The organism is Fictibacillus nanhaiensis, assembly GCF_049537595.1.
Taxonomy (GTDB): domain Bacteria; phylum Bacillota; class Bacilli; order Bacillales; family Fictibacillaceae; genus Fictibacillus; species Fictibacillus nanhaiensis_F.
Map to the genome: position 1 here is coordinate 2,059,336 of NZ_JBMULM010000001.1, position 24,498 is coordinate 2,083,833.

At 38.7% G+C, this 24,498-nt stretch carries 27 protein-coding genes; 8 read left to right on the plus strand and 19 right to left on the minus strand.

Annotation, left to right across the window (positions count from 1 at the left end; translation table 11 throughout):
• Positions 1-40: 40 nt before the first annotated feature.
• Both ACOZ9X_RS10370 and ACOZ9X_RS10375 read right to left on the minus strand, forming a co-directional pair.
• Positions 41-172, minus strand: coding sequence for a GapA-binding peptide SR1P (locus tag ACOZ9X_RS10370; RefSeq protein ID WP_391503398.1), 132 nt, complete (start codon positions 170-172; stop codon positions 41-43).
• A 102-nt stretch (positions 173-274) separates the two neighbouring features.
• A complete protein-coding gene (locus ACOZ9X_RS10375) occupies positions 275-574 on the minus strand; it encodes a DUF3055 domain-containing protein (RefSeq protein WP_137789786.1) in 300 nt (99 codons plus the stop codon).
• A gap of 209 nt (positions 575-783) precedes the next feature.
• On the opposite strand from ACOZ9X_RS10375, the gene ACOZ9X_RS10380 reads away from it, so the two are divergent.
• A complete protein-coding gene (locus tag ACOZ9X_RS10380) occupies positions 784-1,212 on the plus strand; it encodes a DUF1885 family protein (protein ID WP_423418062.1) in 429 nt (142 codons plus the stop codon).
• Between the two features lie 134 nt (positions 1,213-1,346).
• The gene (locus ACOZ9X_RS10385) at positions 1,347-2,840 is read left to right on the plus strand and encodes a glycine betaine uptake BCCT transporter (protein WP_423418063.1); all 1,494 of its coding nucleotides are present in this window, start codon (positions 1,347-1,349) and stop codon (positions 2,838-2,840) included.
• A 143-nt stretch (positions 2,841-2,983) separates the two neighbouring features.
• Here ACOZ9X_RS10385 and ACOZ9X_RS10390 read toward each other — a convergent pair whose 3' ends face one another.
• The 5 genes from ACOZ9X_RS10390 to pdhA all read right to left on the minus strand — a co-directional run bounded on the left by ACOZ9X_RS10390 (position 2,984) and on the right by pdhA (position 8,316).
• Entirely contained in the window at positions 2,984-3,214 is a 231-nt protein-coding gene (locus ACOZ9X_RS10390) for a hypothetical protein (RefSeq protein ID WP_423418064.1), read from the minus strand.
• 195 nt (positions 3,215-3,409) lie between these two features.
• The gene (gene lpdA, locus ACOZ9X_RS10395; protein WP_137789788.1) at positions 3,410-4,822 is read right to left on the minus strand and encodes a dihydrolipoyl dehydrogenase; all 1,413 of its coding nucleotides are present in this window, start codon (positions 4,820-4,822) and stop codon (positions 3,410-3,412) included.
• A gap of 4 nt (positions 4,823-4,826) precedes the next feature.
• Positions 4,827-6,152: a dihydrolipoamide acetyltransferase family protein gene (locus ACOZ9X_RS10400; RefSeq protein ID WP_423418065.1), complete on the minus strand. Its 1,326-nt coding sequence runs from the start codon at positions 6,150-6,152 to the stop codon at positions 4,827-4,829.
• A 102-nt stretch (positions 6,153-6,254) separates the two neighbouring features.
• Positions 6,255-7,232 (minus strand): alpha-ketoacid dehydrogenase subunit beta, encoded by a 978-nt coding sequence (locus tag ACOZ9X_RS10405; RefSeq protein WP_144701024.1) that lies wholly within the window; start codon positions 7,230-7,232, stop codon positions 6,255-6,257.
• A gap of 1 nt (position 7,233) precedes the next feature.
• On the minus strand, positions 7,234-8,316 hold the full coding sequence (gene pdhA / locus ACOZ9X_RS10410; RefSeq protein ID WP_066393280.1) for a pyruvate dehydrogenase (acetyl-transferring) E1 component subunit alpha: 1,083 nt from the start codon (positions 8,314-8,316) through the stop codon (positions 7,234-7,236).
• Between the two features lie 555 nt (positions 8,317-8,871).
• Between pdhA and def the strand changes: the two genes are divergently transcribed.
• A complete protein-coding gene (def, locus tag ACOZ9X_RS10415) occupies positions 8,872-9,423 on the plus strand; it encodes a peptide deformylase (RefSeq protein ID WP_423418066.1) in 552 nt (183 codons plus the stop codon).
• Positions 9,424-9,530: 107 nt separating this feature from the next.
• Here the strand turns inward: def and ACOZ9X_RS10420 are convergent, their stop codons facing one another.
• Together ACOZ9X_RS10420 and ACOZ9X_RS10425 are read right to left on the minus strand one after the other, a co-directional pair.
• Positions 9,531-10,964 carry a carbon starvation protein A gene (locus ACOZ9X_RS10420; protein ID WP_423418067.1) on the minus strand — a complete coding sequence of 478 codons (1,434 nt, stop codon included), beginning with the start codon at positions 10,962-10,964 and terminating at the stop codon, positions 9,531-9,533.
• Between the two features lie 77 nt (positions 10,965-11,041).
• A complete protein-coding gene (locus ACOZ9X_RS10425) occupies positions 11,042-11,953 on the minus strand; it encodes a DMT family transporter (RefSeq protein ID WP_423418068.1) in 912 nt (303 codons plus the stop codon).
• Between the two features lie 381 nt (positions 11,954-12,334).
• Here ACOZ9X_RS10425 and ACOZ9X_RS10430 point away from each other — a divergent pair, with 381 nt between their 5' ends.
• Positions 12,335-12,544: a DNA-dependent RNA polymerase subunit epsilon gene (locus ACOZ9X_RS10430; protein ID WP_144701031.1), complete on the plus strand. Its 210-nt coding sequence runs from the start codon at positions 12,335-12,337 to the stop codon at positions 12,542-12,544.
• Positions 12,545-12,547: 3 nt separating this feature from the next.
• Positions 12,548-14,218, plus strand: coding sequence for a ribonuclease J1 (gene rnjA, locus ACOZ9X_RS10435; RefSeq protein ID WP_137789794.1), 1,671 nt, complete (start codon positions 12,548-12,550; stop codon positions 14,216-14,218).
• Positions 14,219-14,261: 43 nt separating this feature from the next.
• Here the strand turns inward: rnjA and ACOZ9X_RS10440 are convergent, their stop codons facing one another.
• Positions 14,262-14,927: a potassium channel family protein gene (locus ACOZ9X_RS10440; protein WP_423418069.1), complete on the minus strand. Its 666-nt coding sequence runs from the start codon at positions 14,925-14,927 to the stop codon at positions 14,262-14,264.
• A 176-nt stretch (positions 14,928-15,103) separates the two neighbouring features.
• Positions 15,104-15,646: a peroxiredoxin gene (locus tag ACOZ9X_RS10445; RefSeq protein ID WP_066393264.1), complete on the minus strand. Its 543-nt coding sequence runs from the start codon at positions 15,644-15,646 to the stop codon at positions 15,104-15,106.
• Between the two features lie 251 nt (positions 15,647-15,897).
• Here ACOZ9X_RS10445 and ACOZ9X_RS10450 point away from each other — a divergent pair, with 251 nt between their 5' ends.
• Complete coding sequence (locus tag ACOZ9X_RS10450) at positions 15,898-16,104, plus strand: ChaB family protein (RefSeq protein ID WP_423418070.1); 207 nt, start codon at positions 15,898-15,900, stop codon at positions 16,102-16,104.
• Between the two features lie 7 nt (positions 16,105-16,111).
• Here ACOZ9X_RS10450 and ACOZ9X_RS10455 read toward each other — a convergent pair whose 3' ends face one another.
• The 5 genes from ACOZ9X_RS10455 to ACOZ9X_RS10475 all read right to left on the minus strand — a co-directional run bounded on the left by ACOZ9X_RS10455 (position 16,112) and on the right by ACOZ9X_RS10475 (position 20,884).
• The gene (locus tag ACOZ9X_RS10455; protein WP_423418071.1) at positions 16,112-17,431 is read right to left on the minus strand and encodes a hemolysin family protein; all 1,320 of its coding nucleotides are present in this window, start codon (positions 17,429-17,431) and stop codon (positions 16,112-16,114) included.
• 116 nt (positions 17,432-17,547) lie between these two features.
• Complete coding sequence (locus ACOZ9X_RS10460) at positions 17,548-17,793, minus strand: YkuS family protein (protein WP_137789798.1); 246 nt, start codon at positions 17,791-17,793, stop codon at positions 17,548-17,550.
• Positions 17,794-18,085: 292 nt separating this feature from the next.
• Positions 18,086-19,204 (minus strand): N-acetyldiaminopimelate deacetylase, encoded by a 1,119-nt coding sequence (locus ACOZ9X_RS10465; RefSeq protein ID WP_423418072.1) that lies wholly within the window; start codon positions 19,202-19,204, stop codon positions 18,086-18,088.
• A gap of 24 nt (positions 19,205-19,228) precedes the next feature.
• Positions 19,229-19,945, minus strand: a complete 717-nt coding sequence (dapD, locus tag ACOZ9X_RS10470) for a 2,3,4,5-tetrahydropyridine-2,6-dicarboxylate N-acetyltransferase (protein ID WP_144701039.1) — start codon at positions 19,943-19,945, stop codon at positions 19,229-19,231.
• Positions 19,946-20,014: 69 nt separating this feature from the next.
• Complete coding sequence (locus ACOZ9X_RS10475) at positions 20,015-20,884, minus strand: LysR family transcriptional regulator (protein ID WP_144701041.1); 870 nt, start codon at positions 20,882-20,884, stop codon at positions 20,015-20,017.
• 123 nt (positions 20,885-21,007) lie between these two features.
• Between ACOZ9X_RS10475 and ACOZ9X_RS10480 the strand changes: the two genes are divergently transcribed.
• Together ACOZ9X_RS10480 and ACOZ9X_RS10485 are read left to right on the plus strand one after the other, a co-directional pair.
• On the plus strand, positions 21,008-21,739 hold the full coding sequence (locus tag ACOZ9X_RS10480; protein ID WP_423418073.1) for a sulfite exporter TauE/SafE family protein: 732 nt from the start codon (positions 21,008-21,010) through the stop codon (positions 21,737-21,739).
• 6 nt (positions 21,740-21,745) lie between these two features.
• Complete coding sequence (locus ACOZ9X_RS10485; protein WP_423418074.1) at positions 21,746-22,111, plus strand: VOC family protein; 366 nt, start codon at positions 21,746-21,748, stop codon at positions 22,109-22,111.
• On the opposite strand, the gene ACOZ9X_RS10490 is transcribed toward ACOZ9X_RS10485, so the two are convergent.
• The 3 genes from ACOZ9X_RS10490 to ACOZ9X_RS10500 form a co-directional block, all read right to left on the minus strand.
• On the minus strand, positions 22,103-22,993 hold the full coding sequence (locus ACOZ9X_RS10490) for a cation diffusion facilitator family transporter (protein WP_423418075.1): 891 nt from the start codon (positions 22,991-22,993) through the stop codon (positions 22,103-22,105). The two genes, ACOZ9X_RS10485 and ACOZ9X_RS10490, sit on opposite strands and share 9 nt — an antisense overlap.
• A gap of 91 nt (positions 22,994-23,084) precedes the next feature.
• Complete coding sequence (locus tag ACOZ9X_RS10495) at positions 23,085-23,831, minus strand: SDR family NAD(P)-dependent oxidoreductase (RefSeq protein ID WP_423418076.1); 747 nt, start codon at positions 23,829-23,831, stop codon at positions 23,085-23,087.
• Between the two features lie 123 nt (positions 23,832-23,954).
• Positions 23,955-24,392, minus strand: coding sequence for a CotD family spore coat protein (locus ACOZ9X_RS10500; protein ID WP_423418077.1), 438 nt, complete (start codon positions 24,390-24,392; stop codon positions 23,955-23,957).
• Positions 24,393-24,498: the final 106 nt, after the last annotated feature.

The following is a 24,498-nucleotide window of genomic DNA, read 5'->3' on the forward strand; positions in this document are numbered from 1 at the left end:
TTATCCAAAAAAAGAAGACCCTTGGAGGTCTTCTTTTTTCTTACTTATCTAAGTTCGTTTGCTCATGACAATGTGGGCATGTGTTTGAATATAAAGTGGTCACTTTTTCCTCTTCAAAATGTTCAATTGTTGTTTCACACGTTTGGCAAATGATTACTCCCATCCGTCCCATCTCCCTTCACATTTTGAAAGCGCTTACGTTTATATACTTATATTATTATGTCACATTTGATTTGTCAACACATTTAGTATAACACATTAAAAAATATGTTATTTAATCATATTGTTCTATCGTTTGAATGTTCGGTACAGCTTCTTCAAAGAAAAGCGCCAGATCCTCAGCTTCTTTAAGGGTTTTAATGTGAAAGGCCTGCTTGATATATTCAAGATTTCCTATATCATTTGAATCTAATAGTGCTGACCTTCCTGTTTGCATACATACTACTAATGGTTTACCAAAAAACATATTCGTATAAACAATCCCAAAATCATACCTAACTGTATCTGTAGTAAAGCCTACAAACCGAACATTTACGGACTCACTCTCGTCATACAATTTTTCAAACCATTCCATATTACCCCTCCTCGTATGATTACCTCGTTCATCGATCGGGTCGTTCATTACTGGAATTAAATAAGTTATACTAATAAAAACTTCATTGAATGTAAGAGTAATTCCCTCTTTTAAGAACCTTTAAACTTAATTGTCAAAATCTTCTTATAATATGATATACTATTAGTATGTTAATAAGACGATAAAAATTACAAATTGGAGTGGATCAGATGTCTCAAAGCGCCTATGTCAAACTTGTTCCCGCATCTTTAAAACAAGTGATCACTATAGAGGAACTAAAAGACCTTCTGCTTTATTACCGTTCTATCACGACTAAAACAGGCGAACAATTATCATGGGGCTATGCAGACGCAGCTTTTCCTTACACGATTGAAGAAAAGGATGAAGCTAAAGGGAAATGGTTTTACTTAAAAGGATTAGACCAAAGAAAAAATAAATATATTTTAGTTGGTATCGGAACAGATAATAACGATGATCCTAACCTTGAACAATGTTACATACAATTTACTTTAACTGACATCTCAACTCATGGCGATAAGGGGAAGGCCAATGAATTTTGTAAGTTTATCGCTTCAAAACTTAAGGGTGAACTTCACCTATTTAACGGAAGAGTAATGTATTATTATCCCAAAAAGTAAAGAGCATCAAGGTTTTTTTCTATAGGAAGTCCAATCATATGATTGGACTTCCTATTTTATTTTTACTACAATGTAAACTTTCGGGCCCTTAGGGGAAAATAAAATGAATACATATCATGAAAGGATGTGAAGAAATGAAAAAACAACCGAATATTGTTTTTATCGTTTCACTAATAATTTCTGTCGTTTTTGTTATCATAGGAAGTTTATTTCCTACCGAATTCCAAGCTAAGGCTACCGTTATCCAAAATTTCTTACAAGAGAAATTTGGATGGTTCTACCTGCTTTCAGCTACCAGCTTTTTAATCTTTGTACTCTACCTGGCTTTTAGTAAGTACGGAAAAATTAAACTTGGAGAGCCTGATGACAAGCCCGAGTACTCAACAATCACTTGGTTTGCTATGCTTTTTAGTGCTGGTATGGGTATAGGTCTTGTCTTTTGGGGTGTAGCTGAACCAATCAGCCACTTTTATACACCACCATCCGGCGAAGGAGGAAATGCCGCCTCTGCTCAAGCTGCGCTTCGATACAGCTTCTTTCATTGGGGATTACACCCTTGGGGGATATACACATTAATCGGATTGTCCCTTGCTTATTTTAAATTTAGAAAAGGCGCACCGGGTTTAATCAGTGCAATATTCACTCCATTGTTAGGAGACAGAGTTAATGGACCGATTGGTAAAACGATAGATATTGTTGCAGTTTTTGCCACGATCTTTGGAGTTGCAACTTCTTTAGGACTTGGTGCTGTACAAATTAGTGGTGGTGTTTCTTATTTAACGAACATCTCAAATAACTTCACCACACAATTGATTATCATCGCCATCGTTACAGTATTATTTACTCTTTCTGCTCAAACAGGGTTAAACAAAGGAATAAAATACTTAAGTAACTTGAACATTGTGATAGCTGTTCTTTTAATGGCGTTCTTGCTTTTCGCGTCATCAACAAACTTTATCATGGATGTATTCGTACAATCTCTTGGTAACTATCTGCAATACCTTCCTAGTATGAGTTTAAAACTCAGTCCGTTCAGACCAAGTGAAGCCGGCTGGATTCAAGGTTGGACAGTCTTCTATTGGGCATGGTGGATTGCATGGGCACCGTTTGTTGGTACATTTATCGCCCGAGTATCAAAGGGTAGAACCATTCGTGAATTCATTATGGGTGTATTGCTCGTCCCGACCGTTTTTGGAGCACTTTGGTTCTCGATTTTCGGCGGTGCAGCTCTACATTTAGAAATTTTTAATAATGTTGGTTTAAACAAGATCATTGCTGATAAAGGTACTGAGGTAGCACTTTTCGCACTATTTGAGCATCTTCCGTTCGGAACTATCATGTCGATCTTAGCTATTTTCTTAATCAGTACTTTCTTCATTACATCTGCTGATTCTGCTACGTTCGTCTTAGGAATGCAAACAAGTGACGGTCGATTGAATCCGTCATCTTTAACAAAATTCATTTGGGGAATCGTTATCGCAGCTTCCGCATCCATCCTATTGTATACAGGTGGATTAGAAGGATTACAAACAGCATCGATCATTGCAGCCTTTCCATTTGCATTTGTATTGATCTTTATGATGATTTCTCTTAAAAAGGCTCTTTCTGAAGAGACAAAATTAAAATAAGCTGTTTATGATATACATTGTTGCTTTCCTAAAGCAGTTGATAATTGTTATATAAGCGCGCTTTCTATCAAGCGTATGGTGAGCCTCATGGTGGTTTTGCGCCATTTAAGAGTCTCGCCACATTGCTTAGAAAGTATCTGCGATTATCCGATCATCAATTTACCTGTGACATAAATAAGTGTTAACGATATTGTCATGTTTAGAGCAACTGATTTGTTTATGTTCAATCGCTGAGCTACAAGAAAGTTGAAATACCCAAACATCAACATTAATATTGATTCAAAAAAATTATGGTCATGATGTGAGAGAAACAGTACGATTGAATAACCGCACCACATTGTAATTTGAATGAAAGTGCATAATAAAACTCTCATCGTTTCCTCCATTTTTATTTATATTAATTATTTTGATAGGGCTTAATCAAATTAGAAATTTCCACTGTCTGAATCCATTTTTTATAGACAAGTGCTTCTAAATAAAGATTATGATGCGTTTACTTATATATGATTGAACAGAAAAAAACCCCATGTGAGCTGTATTACAGTCACATGGGGTTTTCATTTGTTTATTTATTTTACAATGTGTACAGGAAGTCCGATTGCAACTTCAGCTGCTTCCATAGAAATCTCCCCGAAAGTCGGGTGAGCGTGAATCGTCATAGCGATATCTTCAGCAGTCATACCCGCTTCGATTGCTAATCCTAGTTCCGCAATCATATCAGATGCATTTCCACCTGCAATTTGAGCTCCTAGTACAAGTCCATCTTCTTTACGAGTGATAAGTTTCATGAAACCATCTGTCTCGTTCATAGATAGAGCACGACCGTTAGCTGCGAACGGGAATTTAGATGCTTTCACATCAAATCCTGCTTCTTTAGCAGATTTCTCATCGTAACCAACTGTTGCAAGTTCAGGATCTGTAAACACTACAGCAGGAATAGCCATGTAATCGATCTCTGCAGCATGTCCTGAGATTACTTCCGCTGCTACCTTACCTTCGTAAGAAGCTTTGTGAGCAAGCGCTGGACCTTCAACTACATCACCAATTGCATAGATGCCGCTAACGTTTGTTTGAGCTTTTTTGTTGATCTTGATTAGACCGCGTTCAGTCATTTCAACACCAACTTGCTCAAGACCAAGTTCTTCTGTGTTTGGACGGCGTCCAACTGTTACTAACACGTAATCTGCTTCAAAAGTTTTAGACTCACCTTTGATTTCAGCAGTTACAGTAACTCCGTCTTTTGTTTCTTCAACGCCTTTAGCCATAGCTTCAGTAAATACTTCTACATTGCCTTTTTTCTTTAAGCGTTTAGAAACGACTTGGCTCATCTGCTTTTCAAAACCAGGAAGGATTTGTTTGCTTCCTTCTAGGATTGTTACTTCTGTACCGAAGTTCGCATAAGCTGTTCCAAGCTCCATACCGATATAACCGCCACCGATCACTACCATCTTCTTAGGGATTTCTTTAAGAGCAAGAGCTCCTGTAGAAGAGATAATACGGTCACTCCATTTGAAACCTGGGATTTCAATAGGACGTGAACCAGTAGCGATGATCGCATTTTTGAACGTGTATGTTTGAGAGTTCTTCTCATCCATGATACGTACAGTGTTTTCGTTTACGAAATAAGCTTCACCACGAATGATCTCAACTTTATTTCCCTTTAAAAGTCCTTCAACTCCGCCAGTAAGCTTCTTAACGATGCCTGCTTTCCAGTCTTGAACTTTGCTGAAATCAACTGTTACATTATCAACAGTAATCCCCATATCTTCAGAGTGATTCGCATGTTCTACACGGTGACCTGCATTAATCAAAGCTTTTGATGGAATACAACCAACGTTCAAACAAACGCCGCCCATTTCTGCCTTTTCCGCAATAGCCACTTTTTGTCCTAATTGTGCTGCACGAATTGCTGCAACATATCCCCCAGGACCTGAACCTATGACAAGTGTGTCTAACTCAATTGGAAAATCTCCTACTACCATCGAATTACGCCTCCATTACTAATAGTTGTGGATCGTTCAATAAACGCTTAATGTGATTCAATGCATTTTGAGCTGTTGCACCATCGATCAGACGGTGGTCAAAGCTAAGAGATAAAGCTAAAACAGGAGCTACTACTACTTCTCCATCTTTAACAACTGCTTTTTCAGCAATACGACCGATACCTAAGATCGCTACTTCTGGGTGGTTGATTACTGGTGTAAACCATTGACCGCCTGCAGAACCGATATTCGTAATCGTACAAGAGCCGCCCTTCATCTCTTCACCAGAAAGCTTACCATCACGTGCTTTAGTAGCTAGTTCATTGATTTCAGAAGAGATTTTGAAGATGGATTTACGATCAGCATCTTTAACAACTGGTACCATTAGTCCGTTATCTGTATCTGCCGCAATACCGATGTTGTAATAGTGCTTGTATACGATTTCTTCGTTTGCATCGTCGATTGATGCATTAAGCACAGGGTATTCACGCAATGCAGAAGTTAATGCTTTTACCACGTATGGAAGATAAGTAAGCTTGATGCCTTTATCTGCAGCAACTTGCTTAAATTTCTTACGGTGTGCAACAAGATCAGTAACGTCCACTTCATCCATTAGTGTAACATGTGGAGCTGTATGTTTGGAGTTAACCATCGCTTTTGAGATCGCTTTTCTAATTCCTTTGATCTTTTCACGAGTTTCCATTTCGCCAGCAGGAATTGCTTTAGGCGTTTCTTTCTTCGCTTCAGCTTTAGGCGCTTCTTCAGTAGCTTGTGGTGCTGCTTCTGCTGCTCCTCCGCCACTTACGAATTTGTCGATGTCTTCTTTAAGTACACGTCCGTTATCTCCAGAACCTTGTACTTTACGAATATCTACTTCTTTTTCACGAGCATATTTACGTACAGAAGGCATTGCGATTACACGCGTAGATTCGTCTGCTGGTTCTTCTTTAGCTGTATCTTCAGTTTTATCTGTTTTAGCTTCTGATCTGTCAGCTTCTTTTGCTTGATCAGCAGTAACATTTTTTTCTTCTTCAGCTTTAGGTTGTTCTGGAGCTTCATCGCCACCGCCATGAGCATCAGCAGGAATTTCACCTTCTGCTTCAATTGTTACTAAAACATCACCAACTACAGATACTGTTCCTTCATCTACTTTTAATTCAAGAATTTTACCGTCTACAGGTGATGGAATTTCAACTACAGCTTTATCGTTTTGTACTTCAAGCAGGATATCGTCTTCTTTAACTTCGTCCCCTGCTTTTACAAACCACTTTACAATTTCACCTTCGTGAATTCCTTCTCCAATATCGGGAAGCTTAAATTCAAATGCCACGATTAACGCCTCCTATTTTATAACAATCTTTTCGTCACTGATGTGAAAGAGCTGAAAGAAACAGTCTGATACAGACGTCTCTTTCAGCTAACATTCATTTTTTTAGAAATTGTAGACTTTCTTTGCTTTATCTACAATATCACGATGATCTGGAATCCAAACATCTTCTGCAGAAGCATATGGGAATACTGTATCTGGTGCAGTCACACGCAGTACAGGTGCTTCTAAGTGAAGGATTGCACGGTCGTTGATCTCAGCTACAACGAACGCTCCAATACCAGCTTGTTTTTGTGCTTCTTGTACAACAATCGCTCGACCTGTTTTTTCAACAGACGCCATAATCGTTTCGATATCAAGCGGGCTGATTGTACGAAGGTCGATCACCTCAGCAGAGATGCCTTCTTTTTCTAATTCTTCAGCAGCTTTTAGTGATGCGTGAACCATAGCACCATAAGTAATGATAGAAACATCCTTACCTTCACGTTTCACATCTGCTTTCCCTAGTTCGATCGTGTATTCTTCCTCAGGCACTTCGCCACGGAAAGAACGGTATAGTTTCATATGCTCTAGATAAACTACAGGATCGTTATCACGAATCGCAGAGATTAATAGACCTTTTGCGTCATATGGAGTTGAAGGGATAACAACTTTGATACCAGGAGTTTGGTACATTAAACCTTCAAGGCTGTCTGCATGAAGTTCAGGTGTTTTAACGCCTCCACCAAATGGTGAACGGATTGTTACTGGAGAAGTGTAAACTCCGCCTGAACGGTATCTCATACGACCCATTTGTGCAGCAACTGAATCAAATACTTCAAATACGAAACCAAAGAATTGTATCTCCATTACTGGACGGAAACCTGTAAGCCCTAGACCTATTGCAAGTCCCCCAATTCCAGACTCAGCTAGCGGAGTATCAAAAACGCGATCTTCTCCAAATTCTTTTTGAAGTCCTTCAGTAGCACGGAATACTCCACCGTTTTGGCCAACATCTTCACCGAAAACAAGAACTTGTTCATTGCTTTTTAATTCATTGCGCATAGCGTCTGTAATTGCTTGAATCATAGTCATTTGAGCCATATTATTTCGACTCCTTTGCTGTGTATTCTTCTAACTGCTCACGAAGGTTGAACGGAAGGTCTTCAAACATGAAGCCGATAAGATCGGTAACCTTTTGCTTAGGCGCTCCGTCTGCTTTCTTGATCGCAGCTTTAATATCTTCTTTTGCTTCTTCTACAACTTTGTTTTCTTGCTCTTCAGACCAAAGGTTCTTCTTCTCTAAGAACTTACGGAAACGAACAAGTGGATCTTTCTTTTCCCATTCGTTATCAAGATCTTTTGTACGGTAACGAGTAGGATCATCTCCTGCCATCGTATGTGGTCCGTAACGATAAGTAAGAGTTTCAATCAATGTAGGACCTTCACCAGAAACTGCACGCTCACGAGCTTGTTGTGTCGCTGCATAAACGGCAAGAACATCCATTCCATCAACTTGAATTCCTTCAATACCAGCTGCAACTGCTTTTTGAGCGATCGTTTTTGCCGCAGATTGCTTTTCAACTGGAACTGATATCGCAAAACGGTTGTTTTGAACAACAAAGATCGTATTAGCTCGGTATGCTCCTGCAAAGTTTAATCCTTCGTAGAAGTCACCTTGTGATGCTCCACCGTCACCAGTGTAAGTGATACATACGTTCTTTTTACCTTGTTTCTTAAGTCCAAAACCAACACCAGCCGCTTGAATGATTTGAGCACCGATGATGATTTGAGGCATCAATACGTTTACACCCTCAGGAATCTGTCCACCTTGGAAGTGTCCGCGAGACCATAAGAATGCTTGTGTTAATGGGAAACCGTGGAAAACCATTTGAGGGATATCACGGTATCCTGGAAGAATCCAGTCTTCTTTATCTAAAGCATAGTGAGTTCCAAGCATAGAAGCTTCTTGTCCTGCTACTGGAGCATAGAATCCAAGACGTCCTTGTCTGTTTAAAGAGATAGCACGCTGATCCCAAATTCGAGTGTAAACCATGCGGCGCATTAGTTCTTGCAGATCTTCATCAGACAAATTCGGCATTGCCGATTCGTTAACAACTTCTCCGTCTTCAGAAAGAATCTGGAACGTTTCAAATTGATCTTGAACTGCATCAATTGTTTTCGTCATGAAAAGTCACCTCTTCCTTTCTTTTACCCTGTCAATTTTCCCTAATCTTAAAAACATGCACATATTTAACAGGTTGCCCAAAGTGAAACATTTTTAAGACAGGTTTATATTATTAAAAGGCTTTTAGGTATGCCTTTGTGTACCCACCTGAAGTTTTCCCTTGAATTCAAGAGCTAAACCATCTTACGGCACCCTAACTGTATTACTAATTAATATAAATAGAGTAACACAACAATCCTTTTCACGTAAATTAGTTTACACCACTGCACATATACAGTCAATCTATAGGTTGCATATAGATATCACATATTTAAGGCCTAGTTCATCAAACGTTTATCCAGTCTCATTAACCTAACTGTTTCATATTAATTTTTCCGCTGTATCAGTCGTTATTAGCATATATTTGATAACTATAGACCACCGTACAATAAAAGATTGAACGAATATATTGAACAAAAATATTTTATTCCCGTTCTTTTTTATTAAAAATCCTCTATGTTATGATAAGAGGAAATTAAATTAACTTAAAAGTATATCGGCACGGAGGTTTTGCTTGTGTTAACAATGAAAGATGTAATAAGAGAAGGTCACCCAACACTTAGGAAAAAAGCGGTCGAAGTACCTTTTCCATTCTCAGATGAAGATATTAAGACGGCTAACGAGCTTCTTGAATTTGTAAAGAACAGTCAAGATTCAGAGATTGCAGCAAAATATAATTTAAGACCTGGTATCGGAATTGCTGCTCCACAAATTGGGATCTCAAAACGAATCTTTGCTTTTCATGTTTCTGATGAAAATGGGAATTTATACAGTTATGCACTGTTAAATCCGAAAATCATAAGTCATTCGGTTCAGATGACTTATTTAGACGGAGGAGAAGGGTGCTTATCTGTAGACAGAGAAGTGCCTGGACTTGTACCTCGTTATGCTAAAGTTACGGTAAAAGGATTCACACCTGACGGATCAGAAGTGAATTTGAAACTAAAAGGACTTCCTGGTATATGTTTTCAACATGAACTTGATCATTTAGACGGCATCATGTTCTTTGACCGAATCAATGAAAAGCAGCCCTTTGAACCTCCTGCAAACTCTGTAGTAATAAGATAACGACCAACAGAAAAACTCACTAATCGGCATTCCTGATTAGTGAGTTTTTTTATTCTATGACGCTCGTTTTTATATCTAATGATACGATTTTATTGAAGGATCCTCATTTAAGCTACATTGCGATCATCATCAACGAGCATTGCTTCATGGTCGCTTGTTTTACTTCGCACGAACAAGAAAGTTGCTATTACTGTTGTTATTGCTGCAATCGTATAAGCTACTCCGTTCGAGAGACCGAGGCCGATTGGAGCATTACAGATGTAAGTAACAGTCACCATCGTCATAAAAATGGCGGGCAGCGTTGCGATCCAATGATTCTTCTTCGACCTTTTTAAGTACATGGCTCCTACCCAAAGAGCTAACATAGCAGTTAATTGGTTAGCCCATGAAAAATAACGCCATAGTAATGTAAAGTCAATCTTCGTTAATAAAAATGAAATAACGAACATTGGAACAGCAATCCAAAGTCTCGAAGATAGTTTCTTTTGACCAATATTGAAGTAATCAGCTAGTATCATTCTAGCACTACGGAATGAAGTATCTCCTGAAGTGATTGGTAAAATGATGACACCGATTACTGCAAGCGTTCCTCCAATTGCTCCAAGCATCGTTACTGACACTTCACTAACAACTGCTGCAGGTCCACCTTCTGCAATAATGCCTGCTAGTGATTTTCCATCGAATAGACTCATTGCAGCTGCTGCCCAGATCATAGCAATAACAGCTTCTGCTATCATCATGCCATAGAAAATTTTTCTTCCTTCTTTTTCATTTTTAGTCGTTCGTGAAATAATAGGCGACTGTGTAGCGTGAAATCCTGAAAGTGCTCCGCATGAAATGGTCAAGAATAAGAGTGGGAAAATCGGTACGTTATCAGGATGCATATTCTCAAATGAGAGTTCTGGAATCGGTGCACCTGTAACTACTAATCCCCCACCTATTCCAATCGCACTAACTACGAGCAACGCACCAAAGACTGGGTATACTCTCCCAATAATCTTATCGATTGGTAAAAGCGTAGCTAGAACATAATAAACAAAGATCAATCCAATGATGAGACTTAAACTTATCCAATCACCCGTAAGATCATGAATTAGTGCTGCTGGAGCACTAACAAAAACTGTTCCTACTAATAATAAAAGAAGAAGAGTAAAACCATTTACAACATGTCTCATCGCATTTCCTAAAAACTTACCTGCTAGTTGTGGTAAATGCGCCCCTCGATTTCGAATAGAAATCATTCCAGTTAAATAATCATGAACAGCGCCTGCAAATATTGCTCCCAGTACGATCCAAAGAAATGCTACCGGACCATATAGTGCACCCATGATAGGTCCAAAAATCGGACCTACTCCTGCAATGTTTAATAACTGAATAAGAGAGTTTGTTTTTGTACCCATCGGGACATAATCAATTCCATCTTCTTGTGCATAAGCAGGAGTCTTTCTTTCCTGCTTAACTCCAAACACGTTTTCAACGTACTTTCCATACGTAAAATAACCAACGACTAACAATACAATTGAAACTAAGAATGTAATCAACCAGATTCCTCCTCGCGTTGTATACGCTTACATTCTACACGAAACAAAAAAAACACTCAATTTTAAATTGAATGTTTTCAAGCTGTTCTATCACGTTCCAAGTGTAAAACGTCTTTTTTCTTCTTTTTCTTACCTGTGAGATAGACTCCCACAAAAATAAGCAGCAAGCCCCAAAATGCACTTGAGTGTATTTGTTCATCTAACAAGACGCTACCCCACATGACGGCAGATACAGGCACTAAGTAAGTGACTAGTGTAGCAAACTCGGCTGAACCAGCAGAGATCATATAATAATATAGCAAGTATGCTATTCCTGAACCAAAGACTCCGAGACCGATAAGGGACAATAATATATTGTAGTTAATAGGATTTTCAGGCAATGTCCAACTCTCCGTCAATAACATCATGAGAGCACTTAGAAGCATACCTGCAAATAGTGTGGAAGAAGCCGTAATCCAAACCGTTGTATTCTGAAGATGTTTTTTTGCATATTGTGAACTATATCCATAGCAACACGTAGCTATGAGCATCAAAACAATCCCTAAGCCCAACTGATTCTTAGTCAATCCAGGAGCATCAATATCCATTAACAATAAAATCCCTATAAAACCCACGAGTACCCCAGCCCATTGTTTCCATTGCAATGATATGGAAAAAAAGAATACACCCATCATTGACGTCCAAATCGGAGTAGTAGCATTTAATATAGCCGTATACGCGCTATCTAAAAAAGTTTCGCTCCAAGCAATCAGTCCCCAAGGAAGACCAGCATTCAAAAAACCTACAAGAAGCAACTTTTTCACGGGAAGTGTTTTCCAATGAACTGCTTGCTTGCTAATCATAAACAAAGGAACGATTGTCAGTATTCCTAGTAAACAACGAATAAATACAATCTGCCATGGATCGAAAATACCAAGTAAGACTTTAATAAATAAGAAAGACATCCCCCATATCAAACTTAATACAAAGAGGGCAGAATATAATTTCATTGGATAACCCCTTCTCATATAAAATATAGCAAATAAAAAATGTAACAATTTCCCTCTAAAAATATTGATTCAACTACACATACTAGTAATAAAAAGAGCGGTGGAGGGTAATAAATGAAGATGAGAACGCACTTATTAAAGAAATTAAGGAAATGGGTAAGACAACAAAATAATAACGGAAAACTAATTTTTAACTAAGTTAAGTTTTTCGATTAACTAACGTCATTATATAGGATAAACCCTAGAGCTTAACAGTTATTATTTTTATATTTTTGTGGTTTTCCAACGATGCATTATGAAAAAACATGAAAAACATGTCACTTTCCTTTATAATAGAACGAAGAAACTCAAAAACTACAGACCGGTAAGGAGACATGAAATATGATTTTCAAAGTATTTTTTCAAACTAGCTTAACAGAGGTTCCAGTTCGTGAACACACTCAAACAGTATACGTAGAAGCTGAAACGATTAACGACGTACGTAAAAAGCTTGCTGACCGCAAATACAACATTGAATACATACAAGAAATTAACGGTAAATTTCTAGAGTATGAAAAAGACACGAATTCATTGGAATTGGAGAATGTATAATTTATGAAATTTGTTAAAAATCATCAAGCCGCTGTATTCGCGCTAGGCGGTCTAGGAGAAATCGGTAAGAATACGTATGCCGTTCAATTTCAAGATGAGATCATCCTTATTGATGCAGGAATTAAATTTCCTGAAGATGAACTCTTAGGCATTGATTACGTAATTCCAGATTACACGTATCTTGTAAAAAACGAAGAAAAGATCAAAGGTTTATTTATCACACATGGACATGAGGATCATATTGGAGGTATTCCTTATCTCCTAAGACAAGTGAACATTCCGATCTATGGTGGTAAACTTGCACTTGCTCTGATCAAGAACAAACTAGAAGAACACGGTTTGCTGCGTCGTGCACAGTTACATGAAATCACTGAAGACGATGTGATCAAATTCCGTAAAACATCTGTAAGTTTCTTTAGAACTACTCACAGTATTCCGGATTCTTATGGACTTGTAGTGAAAACGCCACCAGGAAACATCGTTCATACTGGTGATTTTAAATTTGACTTCACGCCTGTTGGTGAACCTGCGAACTTAACAAAGATGGCAGAGATCGGAAAAGAAGGTGTACTCTGCTTACTTTCTGACTCAACAAACAGTGAGGTTCCTGGGTTTACACTTTCAGAGAGACGTGTTGGAGAAAGTATTCAAGACATCTTCAGAAAAATGGAAGGCCGAGTGATCTTCGCTACATTTGCTTCAAACATTCATAGATTGCAGCAAGTCGTTGAAGCTTCTGTTGCAAACAACAGAAAAATTGCTGTGTTTGGGCGTAGTATGGATTCTGCCATCACAGTTGGACAAGAGCTAGGCTTTATTAAAGCACCTAAAAATACGTTTGTTGATGCAAATCAGATCAACCGTCTGCCTGATAACCAAGTTACGATTCTATGTACAGGAAGCCAAGGTGAACCAATGGCTGCTCTCTCAAGAATCGCTAACGGAACACATAGACAGATTCAAATCATTCCTGGAGATACAGTTGTCTTCTCATCCTCTCCTATTCCAGGGAATGCATTAAGTGTTAGTAAGACGATCAACCAGTTGTTCCGTGCAGGTGCAGAAGTGATTCATGGATCATTAAATGATATCCATACATCTGGTCATGGTGGGCAGCAAGAACAAAAGCTTATGTTACGTCTTATGAAGCCTAAGTTCTTTATGCCGATTCATGGTGAATATAGAATGCTTAAGATGCACACGAAACTTGCTTCTGATTGTGATGTTCCTTCTCAGAACTCATTTGTAATGGATAATGGCGAAGTTTTAGCACTTTCTCATAACGAGGCGATGGTTGCAGGAAAGATTCCTTCAGGTTCTGTCTATGTCGATGGAAGTGGAATTGGTGATATCGGGAACATCGTTCTTCGAGATCGTAAAATTCTTTCAGAAGAAGGACTTGTAGTTGTTGTCGTCAGTATGGACATGAAAGAATTTAGAATTGAAGCTGGACCTGATATCATTTCAAGAGGGTTCGTTTATATGCGGGAGTCTGGAGACTTGATCCACGATGCTCAAAGTCTTCTTAGCAAACATTTAGAAACGATCATGAACGAAAAAAGAACCACACAGTGGTCTGAGATCAAGAATGAAATTACAGATACTTTGGCTCCTTTCTTATATGAAAAAACGAAGAGACGACCAATGATTCTTCCTATCATCATGGAGATCTAGTTTCATAATAAAAACCGTTCCCTGTTCAAGGGTAACGGTTTTTTTATTCTTCATTTGCCATTTGTTTTTCTAAACGATTGATATCTTTATCTCCACCGATTACGATCAATACATCTCCTTGATGAATGTTCTGGTCAGCCTGCGGGGAAACGAATATGTCTTTTCCTCGTTTAACAGCCACAACATTACAACCATACTTAGCCCGTATATCTAACTCGATCAATGACTTATTGTTCATCTTTTTGGTCGCGACCAATTCAACGATGCTATGTTCATCGGATAGTTCTAAATAATCAAGAACGTTGTTCGAGACAATTTGATGAGCAATCCTAACACCCATATCACGCTCTGGATGAATGATTTTATCTGCTCCGATCTTTCTTAATACCTTTTCATGATAATCATTTTGTGCTTTAACCGTGATCTTTGCTACACCCATCTCTTTTAGAATCAGTGTTGTAAGAATGGATGATTGCAGGTTGTCACCAATCGCCACCACAACATGCTGAAAGTTTCTGATCCCAAGACTTTTTAACACACCTTCATCTGTAGAATCAGCAATTACAGCGTGCGTAACAACGTTGGAAAACTCATTTACTCGATCTTCATCGATATCAATCGCTAGGACTTCCATTCCTTGATCGGCCAATGCTTTACACATACTACCGCCGAAACGACCTAGCCCGATTACAGCATATTGTTTTTTCAAAGTCCATCACTCCAATCTTTCGCGGTATAGCCTTATTTTACCACATAATTTTAGAATCAATATCTATCTAATACCTCTTATGTAAAGTTCACAGAATGTGTTCGCGTTTTCATTATTAATTACAAAAATAACCCAAGAACAACGTCTTGGGTTATGAATTGTACGCTATTTGAAGATTAAAGAGTCTTTTGACCAGGCTTCCAGTTTGCTGGGCAAAGTCCACCTGTTTGAAGTGCTTGAAGAACACGTAATGTTTCATCAACATCACGGCCGATGTTGTTATGGTTAACAACAGAGTACATTAATTCACCCTCAGGAGAGATGATGAACAAACCGCGAAGAGCAATACCTTCTTCTTCGATTAGTACACCGTAATCACGAGCTACAGTGTGGTTAGTATCAGCTGCTAGAGAATATTTTAACTCACCTAGACCATTCATGTCACGTGGCGTGTTGATCCAAGCTTTGTGAGTGTGGATTGTATCTGTAGAAACACCAATTACATCAGCATCTAAATCTTCGAACTCGTCAAAACGGTCGCTAAGTGATGTGATTTCTGTAGGACAAACGAAAGTGAAGTCCATTGGATAGAAGAAAAGAACAGTCCACTTGTCATTCTTCATGTTTTCTTCTAAGCTAACTTTTCCAAATTCTTTGTTTGGTAATACTGCATCCATTTCAAATCTAGGTGCTTGTTTTGCTACCATACGTTCTGCCATAGGTGAAAATCCCTCCAAAAAACTGTTTTATTTACATGGGTAATTATAGTACAGTCCTTATTTTTAGTCAATGTTAAATAATAATTAATTTAAATAAGGAAAGCTGTTCCCACGTCTTAATTTCTCCTTAATCATAGCAACTTAAACTAAAAATGTGAAATTATCCGCTCATTTCAGATTCTATTCATTCTCAATAAAGCGTTTATATTGAGGATTTCACGGGAACTCTTTATTCTATAGGAGGGATTCATATGCCGTATGATTCACTTAAAGATCTGCCTGAGGGAGTAAGAGAGCACCTTCCTCATCACGGTCAGGAAATATATAAAGAAGCATTCAATTCTGCACTTGAAGAATACAAAGAAGAAGAAGAGACCGCTCATAAGGTAGCATGGAGCGCAGTAAAACATAAATATGAAAAAACAGAAAATGGCCAATGGAAAAGTAAAGACTCCTGAACGATGTTCAGGAGTCTTTATTTGTATCAGTATTCTTTTCTTCTGATATCTTCTCAATTCCGATTTTTTTAATCTGTCTCCCATCCAGCTCTAAAATTGTAAATCGATAACTTTCGTAATTAAACGAATGGTTTGTTTCTAGATCAACAGACCTTGTTAGTACCCACCCACCGATCGTATCGATTTCGCTGTTATCAATATCGAGTGCAAATAATTCATTGATCTGTGAGATGAGCACTTTGCCATCCACTACGGTTTTATTTTGATCGATTTGTTGTATTTCGGGTTCTTCATCAATATCAAATTCATCTCTGATCTCCCCAACGATCTCTTCTAAGATATCTTCAACCGTAACTATTCCTGCAGTTCCTCCGTATTCGTCTACGAGCACCGCCATATGTGTCTGATCTTTTTGCATTTTGACTAACAGTTTTTGGATCGGAATAGATTCATGAACGGTTATGATCGGACGAATATAATCATTTAAGTCAAAATTTTCTTTGCTGAAATTTTCATTAAAGAATTCTTTAATGTTTACGATCCCTACAATATGATCTTTATCATCATGCCCAACAGGATATCTCGTGAACTTTTCTTCCCGCATGATCGCCATGTTCTGTTCACACGTGTTTTCTAGAAATAAACAGACCATCTCTGTTCGAGGGATCATGATTTCTTTCGCTACACGGTCATCAAATTCAAAAATTCTGTTCACATAACGGTATTCTGATTGATTGATCTCTCCACCCTGTAAACTTTCAGAAAGAATAAGACGCAACTCTTCTTCTGTATGTACGACCTCATGTTCACTTGCTGGACTTATGCCAAACACCCGTGTCAAAAGATTCGCTGATCCATTTAGCAAGAAAATAAAAGGATACATGACCTTATAAAACAGGATAATTGGTTTTGCTGTAGCTAACGAGACCATCTCAGCTTTTTGAATCGCAACTGTTTTCGGTGCCAATTCACCTAGTACCACGTGTAAGAAAGTAATTAAGAAAAAGGCGATTGAAAACGAGAGCGTGTGCGTGAGCCCTTCATTCAATCCAGCATTTTCAAACAATGGTCTTAAAAAGATCTCAACAGTCGGTTCACCCAACCACCCAAGTCCTAATGCTGTAATCGTTATTCCTAACTGACAGGCTGACAGATAACCGTCAAGATTTCCGATAACTTTTTGTGCAGCGATCGCTTTACTATTACCCTCGGAAGCTAAATGGTCGATTCGCGTTCTTCGTACTTTTACGATGGCAAATTCAGTGACTACAAAAAATGCGGTTAATACGATAAGTAAAATAATCATGATTACATTTACGATTGGCATATGGACCTCCCCATCTGCTGCTAAACAACATATATTTTTGTGATTGGTCATTTTATTCCCTGTTAAAACGTGCGTTAAACAGAAATAAAGGGGCAGCAAGGCTGTCCCCAGGAGTGTTATGATTGTAATCTGCTTTCAACAGCCTGACATACTTCATCCGCTGACATGCCATGAGCATTTAATACAGAACCTTGTGTCGCTGCATTTTGAATGCCCATAACGTTCTGGTCCTGTCCGGAAATTACACAGCAATCACAGCCGTTCGCGTCTTGTTCTTGACGAAGTTCTACAACATCATATCCCTTTGATCGCAAAGCATCTGATACATTTGATAACGATTGTTCTACACCAATTCTAGCCATATTCCCACCTCCTTACTTTTCTTAATGTTTCCAACTCATATTGGGAATATGTAATGAACAATGAAGTGTTGCTAGCAGAACGCGTATGTCGATATATAGCGTCACGTGTCGACTCGTGGATATATCATAAAAATTTTTGGATTGAGCACCGAAACTTGTGGATTGGGTATTAATTTTTTGGATTAACGGTTAAAATTTCTGGATTGAAAGTTAACATTCGTGGAATGAGTGATATTTGGAGACTGAAACTAGGTAAAAAAGCAAGAAAAAAACGGCCGAATTGGCCGTTTTCCTAATTTCTATTCCCTTTGAAGATAAAATATTGAACTAACAGATCTACAGCATGTTGAATCGCTTCTTCTTGCGGCTTTAATTTTGAATGATGGAGACCGTACGGAGTATCAACTCCTAGCCAGAACATGAACCCCGGAATTTTCTCTAAGAAATATCCGTAATCCTCTCCTGTCATAGCTTCTTTACATTCAAATACATTCACCTGCTGTTTAGCAAATTCCATGAATTCTCTAGTTAAGGTAGGTTCATTATCCACTTGGCGATAATTAGAACCATAATCGATCACTGTTTCACATTCAAATCCGCGCGATATACCTTCAACTAAAGCTTCAATCCTCTTTTTCACTTTTTCCATCGCTTCTGGAGATAAAGTTCGAATGGTGCCTTCTAGCCTTGCTTTTTCAGCGATAATATTTTGCTTCGTTCCACCCGTTATCTTGCCTATCGTAACAACAGCAGAATCCAGTGGATCAATATTACGTGAAACGATCGATTGCATCTGTGTAACCAGATGGCTTGCGGCAACTACCATATCGTTGCTTAAGTGCGGATAAGCAGCATGCCCGCCTTTTCCGATCAGATCGATGAACAGTTCGGATGTATTCGCAAATAATAATCCTTCTTTTACAGCAATCGTACCGACCGGATATTCCGGAGCGATGTGAAGCGCTGTGATCATGTCAGGTTGCAGCTGTCGAAACAGCTCACTCTCTCTCATCGGGAGAGCTCCGCCTGGTCCTTCTTCAGCAGGCTGAAAAATAAATAACAGATGGTCATCTAACGGGTTCTGTGCAAAATGAGACAATAAACCGATCGCAATCGTCATATGAAGATCGTGTCCACAGGCATGCATCATTCCTTCATGAAGAGATGAGAATTCATAGCCGGTTTCTTCGACAATAGGCAGTCCATCCATATCTGTTCGATAAGCAATCGTTTTAGAAGGATTTCTACCGATCACTTTTACATATATGCCCGTTTCCCACGTGTGAACTTCAAGATGATTCTGAGGAAAAGTGGAGATGAGATCAAGGATATATCTTTGAGTTTTAAACTCTAAAAATCCTGGCTCCGGTATACGGTGCAAGTCTTTTCTTATCTCAAGCAACGATTTCATCTTCTCTCATCCCCTACACTAAAATTAGTCGTTTAACTGACGAAGCTCTTGTCTGATCTCTGTTTTTGATTTAGTTTTTTCATCGATTTTCTTTAGTACACGAGCAGGAGTTCCACCAACTACTGTGTAAGGTTCTACGTCTTCGATCACTATGGCACCTGCAGCTACGACAGCACCTTTACCTACTGTAACACCTTCAAGAACAACTGCGTTCGCTCCGATGACTACATCATCTTCTACAACTACTGGTTTTGCTGAAGGTGGTTCGATTACACCTGCAAGCACAGTTCCTGCACCGATGTGGCAGTTCTTACCTACAGTAGCTCGTCCACCAAGAACAACGTTCATATCGATCATCGTGCCTTCACCGATTACTGCTCCGATGTTAATAGAAGCACCCATCATGATTACGGCATTGTCACCGATCTCAACTTGATCACGAATGATTGCACCTGGTTCGATACGAGCTTTGATGTTCTTCATATCTAACAATGGAATCGCTGAGTTGCGGCGATCATTCTCGATCACGAAGTCTTCAATGTTGCTTTCATTTGCTTTTAGAGCAGCTTCAATATCTTTCCACTCGCCGAATAGTACTGCCGTGTTGCCTGAAGGGAACACTTTCGTTTCTTGGCCAAAATCGATATTTTCAAGATTTCCTTTTACATAAACTTTTACTGGTGTAGATTTTGTTGCGTTTTGGATAAATGAGATAATTTCGTTTGCATCCATCATTTTCATGTTTGGTAGTTCCTCCTTAAAAGTCATTCTGTATTGTATTAAACCACTAAATATAGAAAGATTCAAACCTTATTCATTCGTTAGTTTTCGAATCAAATCCATAAAGACATTCACCTGTTTGAGTTCAGATCCTGTGCCGTGATGGATGAGCCAAGTATCTCGTTTAATGGCATTACCCTTTTTATCTGTTAATGGGATCTTATAGATATCGTCCTCTGGCCGCAGACTGATCGATGGGAGAATTGCATAACCAATTCCATTTAGAGCCATCTGTTTACACGTTTCAATCTGATCAACAACAATCGTTTTTTGTGGCGTTGTTTTAAAATGAGTATGCCACCAATCTTGTATTTCTTGATAATAGGTTGAGTGACTCCTAAACTGAATAAATGGTTTCGTCGTATCAGAAAGCTCGTCAATGGATGAGATCGTCGTATCGACTAAATATAAGTGGTCTGACAAAATATGTTCTTTGCTGCCTCTCCACTCCGGGTTTCCTCTTACAATTCCGAGGTGGATCTTATCTTCATAAAGATGTTTAATGATCTCCGAACTCCAGCCCGTTATCAGTGATATATTTACATGAGGGTATAGATTCACATACTCTTTTAGCACATGAGGCAACCAATATTGACCTATGATAGACGCCACCGCAAGCTTTAATGTGCCGTGAACATGCTCTGAGAGAGATTGAAGTTCTTCTTTTACAAGCTCCTCTTTTTGAAGAACTTCCGTAACAAAAGCTAGAATCTTTTCTCCAGAAGGTGTTAGATTCAACCCCTTTTGAGAACGGATAAAAATAATGGTTCCCCAATTGTTCTCAATCGTTTGAAGCCTCTGACTAAGAGCAGGTTGAGATACATAAAGCCGCTCAGAAGCTTTCCTCATATTTAATTCTTCAGCAAGAACTTTTAATATACGAAATTCAGATAACTGCATTACTTCTCCTTTTGGCATTCATAAGTTTTTCTTATTGGAAATTATCTAATATATGTAATTTATTTTAAGTATACCTTAACATAGGATAGATATGTAAAGAGAAAATGAAGGGATGTGAATACTTTGTATATCCTCATATTCGTGGGCTTTATCGCTACTTTTATCGGCACCCTTTCTGGAAGTGGGGGCATGATAAATTTTCCGATCATGTTATTATTAGGTGTTCCTGTTCACTCTGCGATCGCAGCGAATAAATTTGCCAACATGTTCAGTTCTTTTTCCAGCTTTTTTGTTTTCTTACGAAAAAATGATACGAAGCTAACCCCTTACCTCATTTCAGGTGTCATCAGTCTTTTAGGAGGAATTGCAGGCGGCTTGACTGCTTCCTCAATCTCTAGAGAAAATTTAACCATCATCGCTCTTTTCTTACTCACAGGTGCACTCTTCTTAACCTTTCTTAAAACAAAAAGAGAAACAGATCCTAATCATGAGATCAAACAGCTGCCTGTAAGTAAATATCCCTATCTTTTTGGTATCGGAGCTTACGATGGCTTATTTGGTCCTGGTCAGGGAACCTTACAGATGCAGCTTTTTTTGCGAAACGGTTTTACATATATTCGAACCCTTTCGTTTACACGATTCAATACTTTCTTAAGCTGTACGGGAGCTGTATTCACTTATTTGTGGGCTGGTCATTATATGTGGAACGTAGCCATACCGCTTACGATCGGAAGCATCTGCGGAGCACAAGTTGCTGTAAAGCTTGCACCTCGTTTAAAAACAAAACAAGTTACAATCCTCATGAGGACTGTAACTGTTCTGCTGATTCTTCAACTAATTATTCAATGGAGGTAATAAGTCATGAAAATAACAGGCATCCATCATGTTCAAATATGTATTCCACGAGAAAAGGAAGATGAAGCACGAACTTTTTATGAAGGAATTTTGCAACTTGAAGAAATTCCAAAACCAGAGACTCTTCGAAAAAATGGTGGGATGTGGTTCCAATTCGGTCATCAACAACTACACATCGGAGTAGAAGACCAGGTTTATAAAGGTAAACATCACCCCGCATTTTTTGTTGATGACCTCTCAAGCTTCAAGGAACATTTAGCTCTCCACAAAATAAAGATACATGAAGAACTGCCGATTCCGGGATTTTCTCGGTTTACGATAAGAGATCCATTCGGAAATCGTATAGAATTCATACAGTCCTCTTCACTTTAATGGGTTATCTTTGTTCTTTCCGTCCTCTGGTTCAACGTGAACTTGTATACTTTCAACATTATAAGCTTCTTTGATCGTGTCTTCTATCTTCTCTGTGATCTCGTGACTTTCCACCACATTAAGGGAAGGATCAACTTTAATCGTTACATCGATAATAGCTCGGTTTCCGTGTTTACGAGCTTTCAGATCTCCCACGTTCTCTACACCTTCAACATCAAGAATCTTGTGCTCCATTTCCTTACCTTCTTCATAATCAAAGCCATCTGAAAGGTTATGGGAGGTTTCAGTGAAAATCTCCCAACCTGTTTTAATGATGATCAGACCTACAAGAACTGCTGCCGCAGGATCTAGCCACGGTAAACCGATCTGTGCACCAAAGATTCCGACTGCTGCTCCAATACTAACAAAAGCGTCTGAACGGTTATCAAGAGCGGCTGCTTTTAACCCTTGGCTGTCTGTTTCTTTAGCTACCTTAATATTATAAAAATAAACGATGATCATCACTGCTGCACCAAACAGTGCGATCAAGGCTGCCGTCAGCGAAGGCTCGGTCTCCACTCCGTTAAACATCTTTTTAATAGAAGATATCAATACTTCTATACCGATAACTACCATAATAAAGGAAGCAACCATCGATGCAATCGTCTCTGCACGCAAGTGCCCATAAGGATGATCTTCATCTGCTGGCTTCCTTGAAATTTTTAAACCTATTAGTACTGCAATAGAAGCGATTATGTCAGTAGCATTGTTTAATCCGTCAGCAACTAATGCATCTGAATTATAGAAAATACCGGACACAAGTTTAACTATTGATAGAAAAATATATGCTCCTAGACTAAGATAAACACCGCGTTCCACTCTTTTTTGCTGATCAGATTGCATTCTCTATTCTCCTTCGTTAAATCATACCTTTTACATCATAAAGAATGGATTCCGGGTGGGTCTAGAGCAATCTTTTTCCCTATAGGAAACATTAATGTTCATAGATCATTTTTCTAGTCATCCCGCCATCAATCGTAATATTTTCCCCGGTAATAAAATTATTATCAGACTGCGCTAAGAATAAGCATGCCCTTGAAATATCAGCTGGTATACCCACTCTTTTTGAGAGATGTTGATCATGATCAACTTCACGCAGCTCCTTATAAACTCCAGTATGTATCCATCCAGGACTAATGGAGTTTACGGTAATAAAATCTTCAGAGAAAGATGCAGCCAAGGCGTGAGTTAAAGCAACAATTCCTCCCTTTGTTGCCGCATATGCTTCGGAATGAGGCTCAGACATTGCTGCACGAGTGGAAGCCATATTGATGATAGAACCTCCTCCAGACTGAGACATGTACTTAGCAACTTCTCTAGAAAATAGAAAAACACTTCGCAAGTTCGTGTTTAAAATATCATCCCATTCATCTACTGTTAATTCATATGGCGATCTCCATTTCGAAACACCTGCATTGTTGATCAAACATTGAATGTCACACAATTTATCATGTGTTTCTGCTACTGCTTGAATGATTTCATCGGGATTCTTAACGTCACACGTTATTGCGATTGCATCCTTTTGAATCGATGTAACCTCAGATAAAGTTGATTCAAGTTCATTTTTATCAAAATCTATTAAGGAAGGAATATAACCTGCTTTGGCAAAGTCGATTGCGATTTGTCTACCTATCCCTTTTGCTGCTCCTGTAACAATTACAACCTTTTTATCACTGCTCATTTTTCATAACCTCCCAAAAATAATATGTATTATTCTATTCATTCCCCATACTGTTTTATTTTCACACAAACTCAATAAAAAAAAGGAATAGAAAAACTGCCGACAGTGTCGACAGCTTCACTATTACTTCTTTCTCCACGGACCGCACGGGCCACATGGCGGGGGACAAGGTGCCATGATTGGTTGTACCGTTCCACAAAGGTTTTGCTGCGTTGCTTGGTTTACTACGTTCGTGTTCTGAGGGAAGTAATGTACATATTTGTAGTTCATCTGATTGACTTGAGTCGTTTGAGTTGGATGAATCATCGGAACATATACATCTTGCTGGTTATATTGAACTTGTTGATTCGTAGGACTAAACTGTGCAGGCATAACTTGTGGAGGATAGTATTGAGACGGTGATACTGCTGGGTATCCACATCCACCCATCTGTGGCATCTGTTGCATAGCTCCCATCGTAGGCGCCATCTGTCCCATTGCTCCCATCGTAGGTCCCATTGCACCCATATTAGGAACCATTCCCTTTTTGGCAAAAATGCCAGGGCGTTTAAATAAAGCCAAAAAAATGTTCTCCTTTCAAAAACCTTATATCCTATTTCTCTATATTTTATGTAGGACGACTTAAAAAGTTCGTCCATTTATCAATAAGTATTAAAAGGATTTTGTA